This window comes from Diaphorobacter ruginosibacter (assembly GCF_014395975.1).
GTDB classification, from domain to species: domain Bacteria; phylum Pseudomonadota; class Gammaproteobacteria; order Burkholderiales; family Burkholderiaceae_C; genus Diaphorobacter_A; species Diaphorobacter_A ruginosibacter.
The window spans coordinates 2255553-2273350 of record NZ_CP060714.1; the positions used below are offsets into that span (position 1 = coordinate 2255553).

The window sequence follows — 17798 nt, forward strand, 5'->3', positions numbered from 1 at the left end:
GTGACGCATGTCTGCGAACGCTGCTAATGCATGCGACAAGATCTGTTGTATCCAGAAGCGGCGTTGTTGCACAAATGCCGTCCTCAGCTAGCGTAGGCTGTGGAGATGAGTGAGACGAGTTGGGGTCGGCGCAAATACCGCACAACAAACTGGAAGGCGTACAACGCAGCGTTGACGGCGCGAGATCTTGGCCGGTATGTTAAAAATGGCAATATCCTAGGAAATCGTCATGCCCGACTTTGACAATCTGCTTGCTTTCGGCCTCATCGCCCTTGGAATGGTCCTCACCCCGGGGCCCAACATGGTATATCTGATTTCGCGTTCCATATGCCAGGGGCGCACGGCGGGCTTGATCTCTCTGGGCGGTGTGGCCCTTGGCTTTGTCTTCTACATGATGTGCGCCGCACTTGGCATTACCGCGCTCGTCATGGCGGTGCCCTATGCCTATGACACGTTGCGCATTGGCGGCGCTCTGTACTTGATCTATCTGGCATGGCAAGCCGTCAAGCCGGGAGGGCGCTCTCCGTTCGAGGTCAAGAATCTTCCGCAGGACAGCCCAAAGAAGCTGTTCCTGATGGGCTTCCTGACGAATCTTCTCAACCCGAAGATCGCCGTGATGTATCTGTCGCTCCTGCCGCAGTTCATCAACCCCGCACATGGCAGCGTGCTGTCCCAATCGCTGGTACTGGGCTTCACGCAAATTGTGATCAGCGTGAGCGTGAATGCGACGATTGCCATGCTCGCAGGATCAATCGCTGTCTTTCTTGCCAACCGCCCAACCTGGATCTCGGTTCAACGATGGCTGATGGGAACGGTTCTGGCTGGTCTGGCTGTTCGCATGTTGACCGAGGCGAAGAAGTAGCAAGCCTCTGGATGCCGCGATGACGAACTCCGCGGAGAACTGGCAATGTCCGAAGGAAGCCGCGAGGGCATCGTTATGCTGGGAGGCACAGCTACAGCTGCCAGCCTCGCTTGCGCCGGTCGAGGTGTTCGATGCTGAGCCTGACGACCGGCGAGAATGAGTGGTGGGAATCGGGGTGGCGTTGTTGCACAACTCCAGCTCTGCAGTGCGGTAGGCTCGCCAGATGAGCGAATCGAGCTGGGGACGCAAGCGTTACCGCACCACAAACTGGAAGGCGTACAACGCAGCATTGAAGGCCCGAGGCGACTTGACCATCTGGCTGGACTTTGGACTGCAGTGGATGGCCCCTCCAAGCGGCAAGCGTGGCCGCAATCGCACCTTCTCAGATGCTGCTATCCAGTTTTGCCTGACCATCAAATGTCTGTTCGGCTTGCCTCTGCGGCAAACCTTGGGCTTGGTGCAGTCGTTACTCAAATTGATGGGCCTGCCTTGGGCTGCGCCCGACTACAGCACGGTGTGCCGTAGGCAAAAGAGTCTGGATGTTCTGGTGCACTACCGTCCAAGCAGCCAGGGCCTGCACATGCTCGCTGACTCCACGGGCATCAAGTTCCTGGGCGAAGGCGAGTGGAAAACCAAGAAGCATGGTGCAGAGCGGCGCCGTCAATGGCGCAAGGTGCATCTGGGTATTGATGCCGACACTATGCAGATCCGGGCCATCGTTGTGACCACCAATGAAGTCGGTGACTCGCCAGTGGGTGCCGAGTTACTGAATCAAATCCCCAACCATGAAACTGTGGTCAGCCTCACGGGTGATGGAGCGTATGACACGCAGGACGTGCATGAGGCTTGTCACAGGCGGGGAGTCATCCCCGTCATCCCGCCGCGCAAAGGAGCAAGACTGCGCAAAGGACTGGCATTCACCCATCGCAATGAGGCAGTCAAGGCATGCAAGCGATTGGGTCGTGCCATCTGGAAACGCTGGAGCGGCTACCACCGCAGATCACTGGTGGAGACGAAGATGAATTGCTTCAAGCGCTTGGGTGAGAACGTGATGTCCAGAACGTTTGAGCGACAAGTAGTCGAGCTCAACATTCGGGCAATCGGATTGGAGCTGAAGATTCTCAAACTGGTGGCGAAATACAGCGCACGTTACGAAGTTACTGATACGGGAAGATCGCTTGCGGACCAGCTGTCTCTTATATTTCTCATCTCGCTGAAAAGCACGCCGTTGAGAGCGACTCAATTGCTCTGCGAACACCACCATCCTGTACCTCCGTTTGCTTTATCGCCAAGCAAAAAAAAGCACACCGACGGCCCCATCTCGCTCAGGCTTTTGTAAGCAGTCGCTAAAATTTTGATGGAGCCAAGTATCTCGATGGGAGATTCAGAGGGCTATCTCAATTCGAATCTCAATCGATGCAGATTTAAATGAGAAAAAGTGATTCTTTGAAAGAAAATAAATTCGCTTTTTTTCTCTAATTTTCCCTCCTAAACTTTTATCGCTACCTTGCTGAATGGCTTGTTCACAGGGTGAGCGGAACTGATTACGAAAGTCAATGGAAATGAACGGATTTCAAATTTGCGCTCTCACCCGTCGGGTGGACTCTCTGATCGTCGAGGCGTTTCGCGCGTTGCCGGTGGCCAATGTGAGTGACTGCATGTCGCGCATGACGGCGGGTGGTGCGAGTTTGCGTCCGTATCACGCCAAGGGCGTGCTGGCGGGCCCGGCGTTCACGGTGAAGACTCGGCCTGGCGACAATCTGATGATCCACAAGGCGCTGCACATGGCCAAGCCGGGCGATGTGATCGTGGTGGATGCGGGCGGCGACGTGACCAATGCGCTGATCGGCGAACTCATGGTGGCCACTGCTGTCAAGAACGGCATCGCGGGCTTTGTGATGAACGGTGCGATCCGTGATGTGGATGCAATTGGTGCGGGCACGTTCCCTGTTTACGCGGCGGGTGTCACGCATCGCGGGCCATACAAGGATGGTCCCGGCTCCATCAATGTGTCGGTTTCGCTGAACGGCATGGTGATCAATCCCGGTGATCTGATTCTGGGCGACGCCGATGGTCTGCTGTGCGTGCCGATCGATGAAGCGCAGGCTCTGCTGGAAGCCACACGTCGCAAGCAGGACGCCGAGAAGGTGACGATTCGCGAAATCGAAGAAGGTACGCTGGACACGAAGTGGATCGATGCGACGCTCACGCGTCTGGGCGTCGAGGTTCCGGCATGAAGATCAGCTTTCTCGACCGCGCGACGCTGTGCCCGAGCACCGTGCTGCGCGCTCCGGCGTTTGCGCATGAGCTGACGGTGCATGAGCGCACGGCGCCTGCGGAGGTCGCTGAGCGCATTGCGGATGCGAACATCGTCATCGTCAACAAGGTGCGCCTGGATCGCGCCACTATTGACGCGGCTCCACGTTTGAAGATGGTGGCCGTGGCTGCGACTGGCACTGACAACGTGGATGTTGCGGCCTGTCGCGAGCGCGGCATTGTGGTCAGCAATATCCGCAACTACGCGGTGAACACGGTGCCCGAGCACACGTTTGCGTTGATCTTTGCACTGCGTCGCAGCATCTGTGCGTATCGCGATGCGGTGAAGGCGGGGCGCTGGATCGAGGCGAACCAGTTCTGCCTTTTTGATTTCCCGATCCGTGATCTGGCGGGCTCCACGCTGGGGGTGATCGGTGATGGCGTGCTGGGGCAGGCGACGGCTGCGATGGGGCGTGCGCTTGGCATGCGCGTGCTGTTTTCGGGCTTCAAGGGAGTGACGGGGCAGGGCACGCTCTACACGCCGTTCGAGGAAACGCTGGCGCAGTCGGATGTGCTCACGCTGCATTGCCCGCTCACGCCTGCCACTCGCAACATGATTGGTGCGCCGGAACTTGCGTTGATGCGCAAGAAGCCGCTGCTGATCAACACGGCGCGCGGTGGACTGGTCGATGAGTCCGCGATCGGTGCGGCGCTCGACGCCGGGCAGATCAGCGGCGCGGCGTTCGATGTGGTATCGGTGGAGCCGCCGCCCATGGATCATCCGCTAATGCAATTGGCGTCGCGGCCCAACTTCATTCTCACGCCGCATGTGGCGTGGGCGAGCGAAGAGGCGATTCAGACGCTGGCTGATCAGTTGGTGGACAACATCGAAGCATTTGTGCGTGGCGAGCCACGCAACATCGTGGGCTCATGATGATGGCGATGACCGATCCGCAAGAGTTTCTGGTTCGGCTTTACGAAGCGGCAGTGCAGCGAGCCTTGCCGTTGGCGAACATGGTGGCATTCTTGCCGCAGCCGCCGAAAGGGCGCACGGTGGTCGTCGGCGCGGGCAAGGCGGGTGCCTCGATGGTTCACGCGCTGGAGGCGCTGTGGCCGCAGGATGCACCGCTTTGCGGATTGGTGGTGACGCGTTATCACCATGTTCCGCCGCGTCCCGAAGGTTTGAAAGAGCGCGTGGAAATCGTCGAGGCGGCGCACCCGGTGCCGGATGCGGCAGGTTTGAATGCGGCCGAACGCATCTTGCAACTGGTGCAAGGCTTGAGCGTGGACGATCTCGTCATCTGCCCAATCTCGGGCGGCGGCTCGTCGTTGATGACCTTGCCTGCGGATGGGCTCACGCTGGCGGATAAGCAGCGCATCAATCAGCAACTGCTTGCCTCGGGTGCCGACATTGCCGAGATGAACTGCGTGCGCAAGCATCTCTCGCGCATCAAGGGTGGCCGCCTGGCTGCTGCGTGCGGCGCGGCGAAAGTGGTGACGCTGGCGATCAGCGATGTGCCCGGAGATGATCTTTCGGTGATCGCAAGCGGGCCGACGGTTGCCGATGCAAGCACCTGCGCGCAAGCCTTGGCGATTCTTGATCGTTACCGCATCGATGTACCGATCAAAGTGCGCGCAAGTTTGGTGAGCGGAGAGCTTGAAACGCCCAAGCCCGGCGATGCAGCGTTCGATGGACATGTGTGCCACCTCATCGCCACGCCACAGCAATCGCTGCAAGCCGCGGCGCAAGTGGCGCGCGATGCGGGTTTTGCGGCGCATATCCTCAGCGACGAAATCGAAGGCGAATCGCGGGAGGCGGGCAAGGTACATGCGGCGCTTGCGCGTGCCGTCGCTTTGCGCGGCGAGCCGTTCGCTAAGCCGTGCGTGATTCTGTCGGGTGGAGAGACAACCGTCACCGTGCGTGAACGACCCGCTGGCACGGCCAAGGGGCGAGGGGGCCGCGCGGGCGAGTTCTGCATGGGGCTGGCCGTTGCACTCAAATCCGAAGCCAATGTGTGGGCGCTTGTCGCCGACACGGATGGCATCGACGGCGTGGAAGACAACGCGGGCGCGTTCGTCACTCCAACCACCTTGCAGCGCGCGGCAGAGCAGGGGGCGCGCATTGCCGATCATCTGGATCGCAACGATGCTTACGGCTACTTTGAATCCATCGGCGACCTGTTCTTCACAGGGCCTACCCATACCAACGTGAACGACTTTCGCGCCATTTTCGTGCTTTGAACGGCGGCCTTACGGCGTTTGCAAAGCCCGCGAAAAATCGCAGCATTCCTGAGCGAGCAGGATGATGGAGGAGAGCAACGTGCTGCGTTGATCGCTCTTGAACGCCGCGACGTAGTTGGTCTTGGGGAGCGTGGGCGAGATCTTGAGCACTTCCAGCAAGTTGGATTTTACCAGCGGCTCCATGCTTTGCCGGGGCAGGTAACTGAAGCCCAGCCCTGAAACAGTCATGCCGATGATGGCGAGCAGGCTGTTGCAGACGATGGTGTTGGACGGCTGCATGTTCACCGAACTCAGCCACTGGTTGTATAGCACGCCCGTTCCCGACTTGTCGCCCTGCGTGAGAAATGTGTGCGACGACAGGTCATGCAGGCGCTTGACCTTCATGCCATCGAAGGTTCCGGGTTTGCAGAACCATGCGTTCTCGACCACGCCCAACCGTTTGGTGGTGAAGCGTTCGTCCTTGCACGAATCGGGCACGAAGATCACATCGACCTCGTTGGCAAGCAGCTTGTCGCGCAGGATCATGCTCATGTCCACATCGGGCTCCAGCACCACGCGTGGGTGATGGGTCTGCACCAGATTCACGAGGCGCGGCAGCCAGGTCATTGCGGTGAGCTCGGTCACGCCGATGCGCAGGCGTCGCACCACCTCCTGCGACGAGATGAACTGATTGACCGCCGCATCGCGCTGCTCCAGCAGTTTCTTGGCCACCACGTACATCTCCTCGCCTTTTTCGGTGAGGCGAGAGGTGCGCTGCGTGCGGTCGAACAGCGGCATGTTGAACAGCGTCTCCAGCTCCTGCACGCGCTTGGAAATGGCGGACTGCGTGGTGTGCAGCTTGTCTGCGGCCTGCGAGAAGCCACCGAGCTGGGTGACCCAGTAGATCGCTTCGAGCTGCTTGAACGTCATCATGGTGCGGGCCTTCGGGTAATCGATGATGTGATCGAAAAATGTGATGCAATTTTATTCATAAATATCGCTTTTTTTTATTGCTTGATGCATGAAGAATGCCATGAATGCTCACGGTACGTCAGTGAGTCACATTCATCACTTAAAGGACTGCATCTTGTTTTCTGAACGTCTTGCCTCTGTGAAACCTTCGCCAAGCATGGCAGCCAAGGCCAAGGTCGACGCGCTGCGCGCCCAGGGCCGCAAGGTGATCGACTTCACGATTGGAGAGCCCGATTTCGACACCGCCCCGCACATCATCGAAGGCGGCATCAACGCACTCAAGAGCGGGCAGACGCGCTACACCGCATCGGCCGGAACGCCCGCGCTGCGCGCAGCCATCGCACGCAAGCTCGAACGCGAAAACCAACTGAGCTTCCGCGCCGAAGAAATCGTCGTGGGCTGCGGTGCCAAGCACATCATCTACAACGCGTTCGCAGCGTCCCTGAACGAGGGCGATGAAGTGATCGTGCCTGCACCGTTCTGGGTGTCGTATCCCGACATGGTGGCGCTGCAGGCGGCCAAGCCCGTGATCGTTGCATGCAGCGAGGAGAGCGGCTTCAAGCTCTCTGCCGATGTACTGGCCAAGGCCATCACGCCACGCGCTCGCTGGGTGATTTTGAACACACCCAACAACCCCACGGGTGCTGTCTACACGCGCGAAGAACTCGAAGCCATCTGCGATGTGCTGCGTGCCTATCCGCAGGTCTGGCTGATGACCGACGAGATCTATGAGCACTTCGTTTACAACGGTGTGACCCATGTGTCGCCGCTGCAGATCGCACCTGATCTGCGTGAACGCACGCTGCTGGTCAATGGTCTTTCCAAGGCTTACGCCTTTACGGGCTGGCGCATTGGTTATGGTGCGGGACCGGTGGAACTGGTCAAGCGCATCAATCTGCTGCTCACACAAAGCACTACCTGCGCAAGCGCCATGAGCCAGGCGGCTGCGGTCGTTGCGCTCGATGGTCCGCAGGAATGCGTGGCGGAAGCAGCACATCTTTTTGAGTCGCGCCGCAATCGCGTGATGGAACTCATCGCGAAGATTCCGGGTCTGAGCTGCATGCAGCCTGACGGTGCGTTCTATGTTTTTGTGAACGTGCAGAAATTGCTCGGTTTGAAGACTGTTGCAGGTAACGTGCTGCAAAGCGATGTCGATGTGATGAACTTCTTCATCGAGCAGGCGGGCGTCGCGGTGATCGATGGAACGTCCTACGGATGCCCGGGATTTCTGCGCATGTCGTTCGCCACGTCGATGGAAGAAATCGAAGCCGGCTATGCGGCCATCGCTCAGGCCGTGGCGGCTTGCAAGGCCTAATTTGGCATGAAAAGTGCATGAAAATAGGAATGTCGCGAAGCATGCACCGCAATGCAACAAAGCAGTGCAGACATGCGGCCAATCGCTAATACCCTCCGGTGTTGGTGATTCGTGCCCTCGTTGCGGCATGTTGTCCCATAAGGGTCGCCGTGAATCTGGCTACAGACTGCGTTTGGCAATCCTTTGCGCGATCGAAGTTCCGTATACCAAGGCAAGAGATGACATTCAAAGCATGAGAACCGATTCCCACATTTTTCGTTCGCGGGCAGGCACGAAAGCGCCGAGTCTCGAAACACCCAAGCGGGCAGCGAAGGCTGCTTGCGAAAGAGTGATGGCATGAGCATTCAGATGGACTTTTCGCTCTTTGCCAAACCGGAGTTTCTGACTCAGGTGGGGAAGGGCTTGATCAACACGCTGGAACTGGCGGCAATCGCATTCGCGCTGGCGATGACGGTGGCCGTGGTCATCGCGGTGATGCGCATGAGCGCCAACAAGCTCTGCGTCTGGACCGCCACGGCGTATGTGGAATATCACCAGAACGTGCCGTTGCTGGTACATATCTTTCTGTGGTACTTCGGCGTTGCGGCGATTCTTCCCGAGGCTGCGCAGCAGTGGATCAATGCGCACAACAGCGAGTTCATCTTTGCGTTCATCGGCATCGGTCTGTGCCTTGGTGCCTATATGTCGGAAGACCTGCGCGGCGGCATCCGTTCGATTCCGGCTTCGCAACTGGAAGCCTCTCGCGCTCTGGGTCTGTCGTATCTGCAGGCAGCGCGTCTGGTGATCATGCCGCAAGCGCTGCGCATTGCGTTGCCTCCGCTGATCAATCACACGGTGCTGCTGTTCAAGAACACGAGTCTTGCAATGACCGTGGGCGTGGCCGAGCTGACCTATGTGACCAAGGAAGTGGAGAGCGCGACCTTCAAGACGTTCGAGGTGTACCTGGCATCCACCGTCATCTATCTGGTGCTGTCGCTGCTGCTCATGTGGGCGGGCGCACTGATTGAACACCGTACCAAGATAAAGACCCGCTGACCATGACCGACATCCTCAACATCATTCGCGACAACTGGATGCTGCTGCTGGTCGGCCAGTATCCGAACGGCCCGCTCGGCGGTCTGGCAGTGACCTTGCTGCTGTCAATTGTCGGCATCGTACTGGCGTTTCCGCTGGGCGTGGTGCTGGCGCTGTGCCGCCTGAGCCCGTTCAAGTATTTGAGCTGGCCTGCGACGGCCATCGTCTATGTGGTGCGCGGTGTGCCGCTCATCATGTTCATTTTCTGGACCTATTTCATCGTGCCGCAGATTCTGGGGCGTCCGGTGGCGGGCTTCACTACGATGCTGGTCACGCTGGTGATCTACCAGTCCGCTTATCTGGCAGAAATCGTGCGTGCGGGCATGACGGGTCTGCCCGCAGGCCAGACCGAAGCTGCGCGTGCGATTGGCCTGAGCTACATGCAGACCACCTTCAAGGTGCTGCTGCCGCAGGCCATCTACAACATGGTTCCGGCCATCGTCTCGCAGTTTGTTTCGAGCATCAAGGACACGGCGCTGGGTTATGTGATCAGCGTGAACGAACTGACCTTTGCAGGCAGCCAGATCAACGCGACGCTGCTGACCATGCCGTTCCAAGTCTACATCCTGCTGGCGGCCATCTACTTCGTCGTGTGTGCGGCGCTGACCCAGTTTGCTCGCTGGCTGGAGCAACGCATTGCGCTGCGCCGTGCCGGCAAGCTGTCGTCGGGATCGTATGCGGCGAGTGCGCCCATTGCGCCGCAAGTCAATGTTTAAGGAACGGGAAAGAGTATCTCCATGATCAAGGCAACACAGGGTGGTACGCCCATGATTTCCTTCAATGGCGTGAACAAGTGGTATGGCGAATACCACGCGCTCAACGACATCAACGCCACCGTCAACAAGGGCGAGGTGATCGTGGTCTGCGGCCCTTCGGGCTCGGGTAAGTCCACGCTGATCCGCACTGTGAATCGACTGGAGCCTATCCAGAAAGGCAGCATCGAGTTCGACGGGCAGGATGTGTATTCGCCTAAGCTCGACATCAACAAGTTCCGCGCGCATGTGGGTTTTGTTTTTCAGAGCTTCAACCTTTTCCCGCACCTGTCGGTCACGGAAAACATCGAGCTGGCACCTGTCACCGCGTTAGGCGAGAAGCGCAGCTCGGCACGTGCACGCGCGCTGCAACTGCTCGAACGCGTGGGACTGGCGAACAAGGCATCGTCCTATCCTGGACAACTCTCCGGCGGTCAACAGCAGCGCGTGGCGATTGCGCGTGCGCTGGCGATGAATCCACCGGCGATTCTGTTCGATGAACCCACGAGCGCGCTCGACCCCGAGATGGTCGGCGAGGTGCTGCAGGTGATGAAGCAGCTTGCGCGCGACGGCATGACCATGATGTGCGTGACGCACGAAATGAACTTTGCCCGCGAAGTGGCAGACCGTGTCTGGTTCATGGACCATGGCACGTTGATCGAGTCCGACACGCCCGATGCGTTCTTCAGCAACCCGAAGTCCGAGCGTGCGCAGCGTTTCCTCAACGATCTGCGTTCGCACTGAGATTCAAACACCGAATCCATACTTTCCCACCGTTTTTCCACCCGCCCCTCACATCAAGGAAACCACGCCATGCCATCTCCATTCCGCATTGCTCCCGTGCTGCTCACCGCGTTGGGAATCGCTGCTGCCGCATTCTCCGGCGCGGCCAGCGCAGATCAGCTCGACAACATCAAGGCCAAGAAGACCCTGGTGTGCGGCACGTTTGCAGCCATCGCACCGTTTGGCTATCCAGACCCGAAGACGCGCGAGACCATCGGTTCGGACGTGGAGCTCTGCCATGCAGTGGCCAAGGAAATGGGCCTGAAGGCCGAGGTGCGCGGCTTCCCCGTGGGCGTGCACATTCCTGAACTGAAGCTCGGTCACATCGACATCATCATCGCCAACATGGGCTACACCAAGACGCGCGCAGAGCAGGTCGAATTCAGCAACGCCTACAACGTGGGCAAGGAAGTGGCCGTGGTCGGCAAGACTTCGGGCCTGACGAATCTGGCCAGCCTCGATGGCAAGAAGATCAGCTCCACCAAGGGATCGACTTCCGAGACTGCCATCAAGCTGCGTTTGAAGGGCGCAACGCCGCTCACCTATCAGGATGCGTCGTCCGCGTTCCTCGCGCTGCAACAGGGCAAAGTGGATGCGTTCGTGATCAACAACGTGTCGGCCACGGCGTTCGCCATCCAATCGCAGAAGGGCCCCAAGCCTGCGGTGGTGATGGATGAAGAACTGTACATCCAGCCCGTGGCGATCGGCATGACCAAGGGCGAGACAGCACTGCACAACGAAATCAATGCTGTGCTCAACAAGCTCGAATCCAGCGGCTACATGGACCAGCACTGGAAGAAGTGGTTTGGCGACGATTCGGAATACAAGCTCAAGCGCCCCTACAAGGTCACTGCCATCAAGGACCTGAAGTTTGAAGCACTGCCCTGATTGAAGAGACGATTTGAACGGCACAACATGAATTCAGCAGACATACTTCAGATCTCGCAGCAACTGCGCCAGTCCGGCATGCAGGCCATCGACATTCGCGACGCTTCCACGCGACTGCGCCTGGTCACGCGAGCAGGTGCTCCAGTGGCTGTGGCGGTCTCGCAGAGCGTCAATTCGTCGAAGTGTGCGACGTCTGATGAGAAGACCGTTGTGCGTTCAAACGCTCTGGGCATTGCGCGCCTTCGCCATCCCGCTCAAGCGGGTGGTACGGCGCTGGTTGCCGGTACCAAAGTTGAAGCAGGTGCGCCCGCCATGTATCTGGAGTCGCGCGGTATTCTCAAATCCATCGAAAGCCCGGTGAGCGGCGAGATTGCGCAAGTGCTCGTGGTTGATGGCGACAAGGTGGATTTCGGCAAGCCGCTGTTTACCGTCAAGGCACAGGCATGACTGCCGGAATGAAACGCCCATTGGTGCCACCGCCGCTGTCGGTCAGCGCGTTGGGTACCGATGCTCTGCTGTTCGATTGCCAGCCGCCGATGAGTCTCGCGCTGCAGGAGCGCATTCTGATGGTGGCCGATGAACTCTCGCACCAGCCGGGTGTGGAAGAGGCGGTGCCGGGCATGAACAATCTCATGCTGGTGTTCGATTCCACGCAGGTCGATTCCGCGCAATTGCAGGCTGTGGTGAATCAGGCTTGGCTGCATCCCAAGCAGACACAGCGAGTGGCGCGTGATTTCGAGCTGCCCGTGGTTTATGGCGGTGAATACGGTATCGATCTGGAGCATGTTGCTGCACACAACGGCATCAGCACGCAAGAGGTGATCGAGCTGCACTGCGCTGCGACTTACACGGTGTTTTTTCTCGGCGCGCATCCGGGCTTTGCATATCTTGGCGGACTGCACGAAAAGCTGCATACGCCGCGACGTGCGCAGCCGCGTCTCAAGGTGCAGGCGGGTTGCGTTTCCATCGGCGGTGCGCAGACGGGTGTGCAGGCGCAGACGCTGCCCAGTGGCTGGAACGTGATCGGCTTCACCGATCGGCGCTTCTTCGATCCGACAGTGGCAGCGCCCGCATTGCTATCGCCGGGCGACCTGGTGCGCTTTCGTGCGGTGGGAGCGCTGTCATGATGGAGATTCTTTCCACGGGCGGCTTGACCACCGTGCAGGATGCTGGACGACGCGGTTTCAGGCGTTATGGCGTGGGCGTCAGCGGGCCCTTGGATGCTTTGGCCGCGCAGGTCGGCAATCTGATGGTTGGTAACGCGGCGGACGCTGCGTTTCTGGAAGTGGTGATTTTTCCGCTACGCATGCAGTTCAAGCAAGCCACGCGCATCGCAGTGACGGGCTCGGACGCGCAGATGGAAGTGGATGGTCAGCGCTGCCCGCCATGGTGGAGCGTGGCGGTGCAGCCGGGGCAGATCGTCACGCTGCCTGCGCCGGAGAGCGGTGGCGTGGCCTATGTGTGCGTGGCCGGCGGTATCGATGTGCCGGTGGTGCTGGGCTCGCGTTGTACCGATTTGAAAGCAGGTTTTGGTGGCATGGATGGCCGCGCCCTGCGCAAGGGCGATTCGCTTGCTTTGCTGCCTTCGCGTGCGTTGAATTCAAACCGTCGTTTTGGCGTGTTGCCGCCTTGCGCGGGCATTCCATTGCCTGAGGTTGAAGCGTCCTTTTCGGACAAGACAACGCTTGTTCGCGTAGTGCCCGCAGCGCAATGGGACAGCTTCAGCGCGGTCACGCGCGAGCGGTTTCAAACCTGTGAGTGGCAGATCACGCCGGACAGCAATCGCATCGGCATGCGGTTGAGTGGCGATACGCAGCTCAAGCCCGAGAAAGCGCTAGAGCTGCTGTCGCATGGCATTGTTCCGGGCGTGGTGCAGATTCCGCCACAGGGGCAGCCCATCGTCATGCAGTGCGATGCGCAGACGGCTGGTGGCTATCCCAAGATGGCGACCGTGGTGGCGGCCGACATGTGGCGGCTTGCACAGGCGCCCATCGGCAGCCGCTTGCGTTTTCAGTGCGTGAGCATGCAGCAGGCGCTGGATGCCAACGACGAGGTGCAAGCCTATCACGCGCGGGTCAAGCGCGCGGTGGAGTTTCTTTTTCAGGATGTTTAAAGCATGACGAACGTAGACATCAATTGCGATTTGGGCGAAGGCTACGGTCCTTACCGCATGGGCGACGATGCGGCGCTGATGAAGGTGATCACCTCGGCCAACATCGCTTGCGGATTTCACGCGGGCGACCCGAGCATCATGGTGAAGACCGTGCAGCTCGCCATCGACAACGGTGTGGACATCGGCGCGCATGTGGGCTTTGCCGACATTCAGGGCTTTGGTCGCAGGCCGTTGAATCTCGATGCGTCGGAACTGCGCGCGATGACCTGGTATCAGCTCGGTGCACTGCAAGGCATTGCGCGGGCCGCTGGCAAGAAAGTGCAGCATGTGACCTTCCATGGTGCGTTGGGCAATATGTGCTTTGCAGAGGCAGAACTCGCGGCCACGTTGATGGCTGCGATCAAGGCGTTCGATGCATCGCTCACGATCATCGCACCGCCGATGACGGAAATGGAAACGGCTGCGTTGAACGCGGGCTTGCCGGTCAAGCGCGTGGTGTTCGCCGATCGCGCTTATGACGACCACGGATTGCTTGTCTCACGCAAGCTGCCGGGTGCGGTGATTCACGAATCCGAGGCGGTGATCGAGCGCGTGGTGCGCATGTTCCAGGACAGCGCCATCACCAGCCAGAGCGGCAAGCGCATGCCGGTTTCCATCGACTCGGTGCTGGTGCATGGCGACACGCCCGGTGCCGCCGATCTGGCTGCGCTGGTGCGCGCGCGTCTGCAGCAATCGGGTCTGCAGGTCCGTCCGATTTCCCAACACAGGAATTGAGAGAGCATGTCGTTCGACATTGAAAAGATCAAGTCGCTGATCGCCGTGGCGGCTGAGGCGCAGTTGGATGAGCTGGAGCTGTCGCAGAACGGCGTGGACGTTCGCATTCAGCGCTTTGCCGATGGGGCGGATGTACCTGTCGCTGCTGTACAGACATCGTCTGTCGTGCAACAAGCGTCCACAGCATCTCCATCCACCGTCGCAGCACCTGCGCAGGCAAGCATCGCGCTGCAGATTCTCAAGGCACCGATGGCCGGTACCTTCTATCGCTCGGTCACGCCGGGCGGCGGCGCGTTGGTGAATGCGGGGGACAGCATCGATGCAGGCACCGTGGTCGGCGTGCTCGAATCCATGAAGATCATGAACGAGATCGAAAGCGAAACCCAAGGACGCGTCAAGCGCGTGCTGTGCGACAACGGCGAGCTGGTTTCGGCGGGTCAGCCGTTGTTTGAGATCGAGGAGGCTTGATGCCATGCTGAAGAAAGTGCTGATCGCCAATCGCGGCGAAATCGCCTTGCGTGTGCAACGTGCCTGCAAGAAGCTCGGCATCGCGAGCGTCATGGTGTATTCGGAGGCCGACAAGAGCTCGCTTTATGTGCGACACGCGGACGAGGCTTATTGCCTTGGCCCAGCGCCTTCCGCGCGCAGCTATCTGGACCAGGCCGCATTGCTGGATGCGGCTGCTTTGGCGGGTGCCGATGCGATTCATCCGGGCTACGGCTTCTTGAGCGAGAATCCGGGCTTTGCCGACAAGGTGGCGCAGGCCGGGCTGGTCTTCATCGGCCCGAGCGCATCGGTCATGCGCACCATGGGCGACAAGGTCTCGGCCAAGCAGGCCATGATCGATGCGGGCGTTCCCTGCGTTCCGGGCTCGCCGGAGGCACTGGGAGACGACGACGAAAAGACCAAGGCACTGGCGGCCTCCATAGGCTATCCGGTCATCATCAAAGCCGCAGGCGGTGGCGGTGGTCGCGGCATGCGCGTGGTGAACGACGAGGCCTCGCTGCTCCAGTCGATCGCCATGACCAAGGCCGAAGCCAATGCTGCCTTTGGCAACGCGGCCGTGTACATGGAGAAGTATCTGCTCGCGCCACGCCATATCGAGATTCAGGTGCTGGCCGACACGCATGGCAATGCGGTCTGGTTGGGCGAGCGGGACTGCTCCATGCAGCGCCGCCATCAGAAGATCATCGAAGAGTCTCCGGCACCCGGCGTTGATTCCGTGCGGTTGGCCGAAATCGGCGAACGCTGTGCCCGCGCATGCGAGCGCATGGGTTATGGGGGGGCTGGCACGTTCGAATTCCTGCTCGAGAACGGCGAGTTCTATTTTATCGAGATGAATACTCGTGTACAGGTTGAGCATCCGGTGACTGAGTGGGTTACTGGTATAGACATCGTTGAAATGCAAATTCGCATCGCTGCAGGTGAACACCTGCCGTGGATCCAAGCGGACATCGTGCGGCTTGGGCATGCCATTGAATGTCGCATCAACGCAGAAGATCCGCACAGTTTCAAACCTTCTCCTGGCTTGTTGAGAGAATGGATTGCGCCTGGCGGCCCAGGCGTGCGTGTGGATTCACACATGTATAGCGGCTATGAGATTCCACCGTTCTATGACTCCTTGGTGGGAAAAATCGTCGTGCACGGTCGAGATCGAGCTGAAGCCGTTGGTCGTATGAGGTGCGCACTGGGTGATCTCATTGCTACGGGGATACAGACCAATGTGCCGCTGCACCAGGAGTTGATGCTGGATGCGGAGTTCCTCAAGGGAGGTACCAGTATCCATTATCTAGAACAGTGGCTGTCAGAGCGATAAAGATGCGTCATTTCAGTCTCATCAGGATCGATCATTCGGCGGAGTGTGTTGACTCAAGAGTTGATGAAGTTTCAGCAAAGTTTCAAGCTTCTCCGCTAAGTAGTCATGCGCTACGAACCCGTTGTTAAAGAATGCTTAATTGTCTCTTCGCATAGGTCTCCCTTAGATTCAGATCCACTCGAAAGAACTTCCATTCGAGCTGTCACAACATGACAGAGATAAACGAGATGAATGAGATTCTGTAACTTTGCATGGTGCGGTCCGTGGCCTGTCCGATGACGGAAGGACAACATGGCGCGCAATGATGACCACCGTCTTGCCCTCTTTCAATAGGGGCTCAGCCATTCATTTTTAAAAATTTTCATTCACATATTCTCGTCGTGATACAGGAGCAGATCGCCTTGAACTAAACCTGCATTCACCCTCAATTTTTCCATCCACAGCGCCCTTGGCTTTCTGCCAGGGGCGCTTTTTTATGTCAAGAGTATTCATGTCGATTCAATGCCGCCATTGCCAATCCTTCGCTGTCTACGCCAAAGGAACCGGCAAGAAAGTAGGTCAGAACGTAGGCGCCATTGCGGGGACCGCAGCGGGCATCACAAACGCCATGCAAGGTGCGTCAATGGGCGCCAGGGTGGGTGCTGCCGCAGGTCCTGTAGGAACAGTTTTCAGCACCACCATAGGAGGCGTGATTGGCATCGTGGCTGGCGCAGCCATTGGGCGAGAGATTGGCGGGAGCATCGGCGAGCAGCTCGATCAAGCCTACCTCGATAACTACCAATGCCAGGATTGCGGCTATTCCTTTAAAGCCTGATACCAGAAGAAACCATCAAGGAGAACTTCATCATGTCCCATCTCGTCGAAACCATGGCCTATTCAGGCCAGACCCCCTGGCACCAACTGGGCAATAACCTGCCTCGAAAGCAATCTCTGGATGTCTGGGCGCAAGCCGCAGGCATGCAGTGGCAGATCCTAGAAACACCTGTGCGCTATCTGGCTGCCGACAGCTCGGGTGCATCTTCTTCCATATATGCCGAGCCCAAGGAGTTCCCGGACCAGAAGGTGCTGTACCGCAGTGACACCAAGGCACCGCTGTCAGTGGTCAGCAACCGCTACCAGGTGGTGCAGCCTCGGGATGTACTGGAGTTCTACCGGGATCTCACAGAGGTCGCCGGTTATGAACTGGAGACAGCCGGTGTGCTCAAGGCGGGTCGCAAGTTCTGGGCGCTGGCCCGCACAGGCAAGTCAACTGCTCTCAAAGGTGGTGACGTCGTCCATGGCTACCTGCTCTTGGCGACCTCCTGTGATGGCACCCTGGCCACGGTCGCCATGCCCACCACCGTGAGGGTGGTTTGCAACAACACTCTGGCGATTGCCCTGAAGGGAGCAACCAATGCCGTGAAAGTCTCCCACTCCACCCGCTTCGATGCCCAGGCCGTCAAACGTCAATTGGGTATTGCCGTCGGCCAATGGGACTCCTTCATGTACCAAATGCGCACCCTGGCAGAACGCGAGGTCAAGAGCCACGAGGCCATGAACTTCTTCTTGAAGGTGCTTTGCGCAGCAGACAAGCCAGGATCCAGCGGGGCAGGGCATTCCACAGCGTTGACCAATGAGCGGGCCATGCAGAAGGCGCAGATGCTCTTTGACGGCCACGGGCGCGGCGCTACCTTGTCCGCAGCCCAGGGCACGGCCTGGGGTTTGCTGTGCTCGATCACCGAGTACGTGGACCACGAACGCCGGGCTCGCAGCCAGGACAACCGCCTGGACAGTGCCTGGTTCGGTGTGGGGGCTGCGGTCAAGCAGCGTGCACTCGAACACGCCTTGCAGCTGGTGGCTTGAATCCACGGGCTTGCGGTGCGCTTCTCGCCTTTCGGCCCTCGGCCTTCTTCCCTCGTCTCTTACTTTCTCATTCGAAGCTTCCCAACGTCATAGGCCCTCACCACTGCGGTGAGGGCTTTGTGCTTTTGGGT

Annotated in this window: 18 protein-coding genes and 1 pseudogene; 18 read left to right on the forward strand and 1 reads right to left on the reverse strand. The window is 59.0% G+C overall.

Annotation, left to right across the window (positions count from 1 at the left end; all coding sequences use genetic code 11):
* The first annotated feature begins 229 nt into the window (after positions 1-229).
* The 5 genes and pseudogenes from H9K76_RS10205 to H9K76_RS10225 all read left to right on the forward strand — a co-directional run bounded on the left by H9K76_RS10205 (position 230) and on the right by H9K76_RS10225 (position 5359).
* Positions 230-862, forward strand: a complete 633-nt coding sequence (locus H9K76_RS10205; RefSeq protein WP_187600053.1) for a LysE family translocator — start codon at positions 230-232, stop codon at positions 860-862.
* Between the two features lie 223 nt (positions 863-1085).
* Positions 1086-1961, forward strand: a pseudogene (locus H9K76_RS10210) (IS5 family transposase); the annotation flags it as partial.
* 463 nt (positions 1962-2424) lie between these two features.
* On the forward strand, positions 2425-3099 hold the full coding sequence (locus H9K76_RS10215) for an RraA family protein (protein ID WP_187600578.1): 675 nt from the start codon (positions 2425-2427) through the stop codon (positions 3097-3099).
* The gene (locus H9K76_RS10220) at positions 3096-4052 is read left to right on the forward strand and encodes a D-2-hydroxyacid dehydrogenase (protein ID WP_187600055.1); all 957 of its coding nucleotides are present in this window, start codon (positions 3096-3098) and stop codon (positions 4050-4052) included. The genes H9K76_RS10215 and H9K76_RS10220 overlap by 4 nt, the downstream gene beginning before the upstream one ends.
* A gap of 8 nt (positions 4053-4060) precedes the next feature.
* Positions 4061-5359 (forward strand): glycerate kinase type-2 family protein, encoded by a 1299-nt coding sequence (locus H9K76_RS10225; RefSeq protein ID WP_425489689.1) that lies wholly within the window; start codon positions 4061-4063, stop codon positions 5357-5359.
* A 9-nt stretch (positions 5360-5368) separates the two neighbouring features.
* On the opposite strand, the gene H9K76_RS10230 is transcribed toward H9K76_RS10225, so the two are convergent.
* The gene (locus H9K76_RS10230) at positions 5369-6271 is read right to left on the reverse strand and encodes a LysR family transcriptional regulator (RefSeq protein WP_187600059.1); all 903 of its coding nucleotides are present in this window, start codon (positions 6269-6271) and stop codon (positions 5369-5371) included.
* Positions 6272-6467: 196 nt separating this feature from the next.
* Here H9K76_RS10230 and H9K76_RS10235 point away from each other — a divergent pair, with 196 nt between their 5' ends.
* The 13 genes from H9K76_RS10235 to H9K76_RS10295 all read left to right on the forward strand — a co-directional run bounded on the left by H9K76_RS10235 (position 6468) and on the right by H9K76_RS10295 (position 17667).
* A complete protein-coding gene (locus H9K76_RS10235) occupies positions 6468-7625 on the forward strand; it encodes a pyridoxal phosphate-dependent aminotransferase (protein ID WP_246475447.1) in 1158 nt (385 codons plus the stop codon).
* Positions 7626-7961: 336 nt separating this feature from the next.
* Positions 7962-8660: an amino acid ABC transporter permease gene (locus H9K76_RS10240; protein ID WP_187600061.1), complete on the forward strand. Its 699-nt coding sequence runs from the start codon at positions 7962-7964 to the stop codon at positions 8658-8660.
* 2 nt (positions 8661-8662) lie between these two features.
* Entirely contained in the window at positions 8663-9415 is a 753-nt protein-coding gene (locus tag H9K76_RS10245; protein WP_187600062.1) for an amino acid ABC transporter permease, read from the forward strand.
* A gap of 51 nt (positions 9416-9466) precedes the next feature.
* Positions 9467-10195, forward strand: coding sequence for an amino acid ABC transporter ATP-binding protein (locus tag H9K76_RS10250; RefSeq protein ID WP_187600580.1), 729 nt, complete (start codon positions 9467-9469; stop codon positions 10193-10195).
* Between the two features lie 69 nt (positions 10196-10264).
* Positions 10265-11122 carry a transporter substrate-binding domain-containing protein gene (locus H9K76_RS10255; protein WP_187600064.1) on the forward strand — a complete coding sequence of 286 codons (858 nt, stop codon included), beginning with the start codon at positions 10265-10267 and terminating at the stop codon, positions 11120-11122.
* Between the two features lie 27 nt (positions 11123-11149).
* Positions 11150-11569, forward strand: a complete 420-nt coding sequence (locus H9K76_RS10260; RefSeq protein WP_187600066.1) for an acetyl-CoA carboxylase biotin carboxyl carrier protein — start codon at positions 11150-11152, stop codon at positions 11567-11569.
* 8 nt (positions 11570-11577) lie between these two features.
* Positions 11578-12249 carry a 5-oxoprolinase subunit PxpB gene (pxpB, locus tag H9K76_RS10265; protein ID WP_187600068.1) on the forward strand — a complete coding sequence of 224 codons (672 nt, stop codon included), beginning with the start codon at positions 11578-11580 and terminating at the stop codon, positions 12247-12249.
* A gap of 32 nt (positions 12250-12281) precedes the next feature.
* Positions 12282-13235, forward strand: coding sequence for a 5-oxoprolinase subunit C family protein (locus tag H9K76_RS10270; RefSeq protein ID WP_246475512.1), 954 nt, complete (start codon positions 12282-12284; stop codon positions 13233-13235).
* A gap of 3 nt (positions 13236-13238) precedes the next feature.
* A complete protein-coding gene (locus H9K76_RS10275; protein WP_187600072.1) occupies positions 13239-14009 on the forward strand; it encodes a LamB/YcsF family protein in 771 nt (256 codons plus the stop codon).
* A gap of 6 nt (positions 14010-14015) precedes the next feature.
* Positions 14016-14477, forward strand: a complete 462-nt coding sequence (accB, locus tag H9K76_RS10280; RefSeq protein ID WP_187600074.1) for an acetyl-CoA carboxylase biotin carboxyl carrier protein — start codon at positions 14016-14018, stop codon at positions 14475-14477.
* A gap of 4 nt (positions 14478-14481) precedes the next feature.
* Complete coding sequence (gene accC, locus H9K76_RS10285; RefSeq protein WP_187600075.1) at positions 14482-15825, forward strand: acetyl-CoA carboxylase biotin carboxylase subunit; 1344 nt, start codon at positions 14482-14484, stop codon at positions 15823-15825.
* 490 nt (positions 15826-16315) lie between these two features.
* Positions 16316-16639, forward strand: a complete 324-nt coding sequence (locus H9K76_RS10290) for a hypothetical protein (protein WP_246475450.1) — start codon at positions 16316-16318, stop codon at positions 16637-16639.
* 32 nt (positions 16640-16671) lie between these two features.
* On the forward strand, positions 16672-17667 hold the full coding sequence (locus H9K76_RS10295; RefSeq protein WP_187600079.1) for a DUF932 domain-containing protein: 996 nt from the start codon (positions 16672-16674) through the stop codon (positions 17665-17667).
* The last annotated feature ends 131 nt before the right edge of the window (positions 17668-17798 follow it).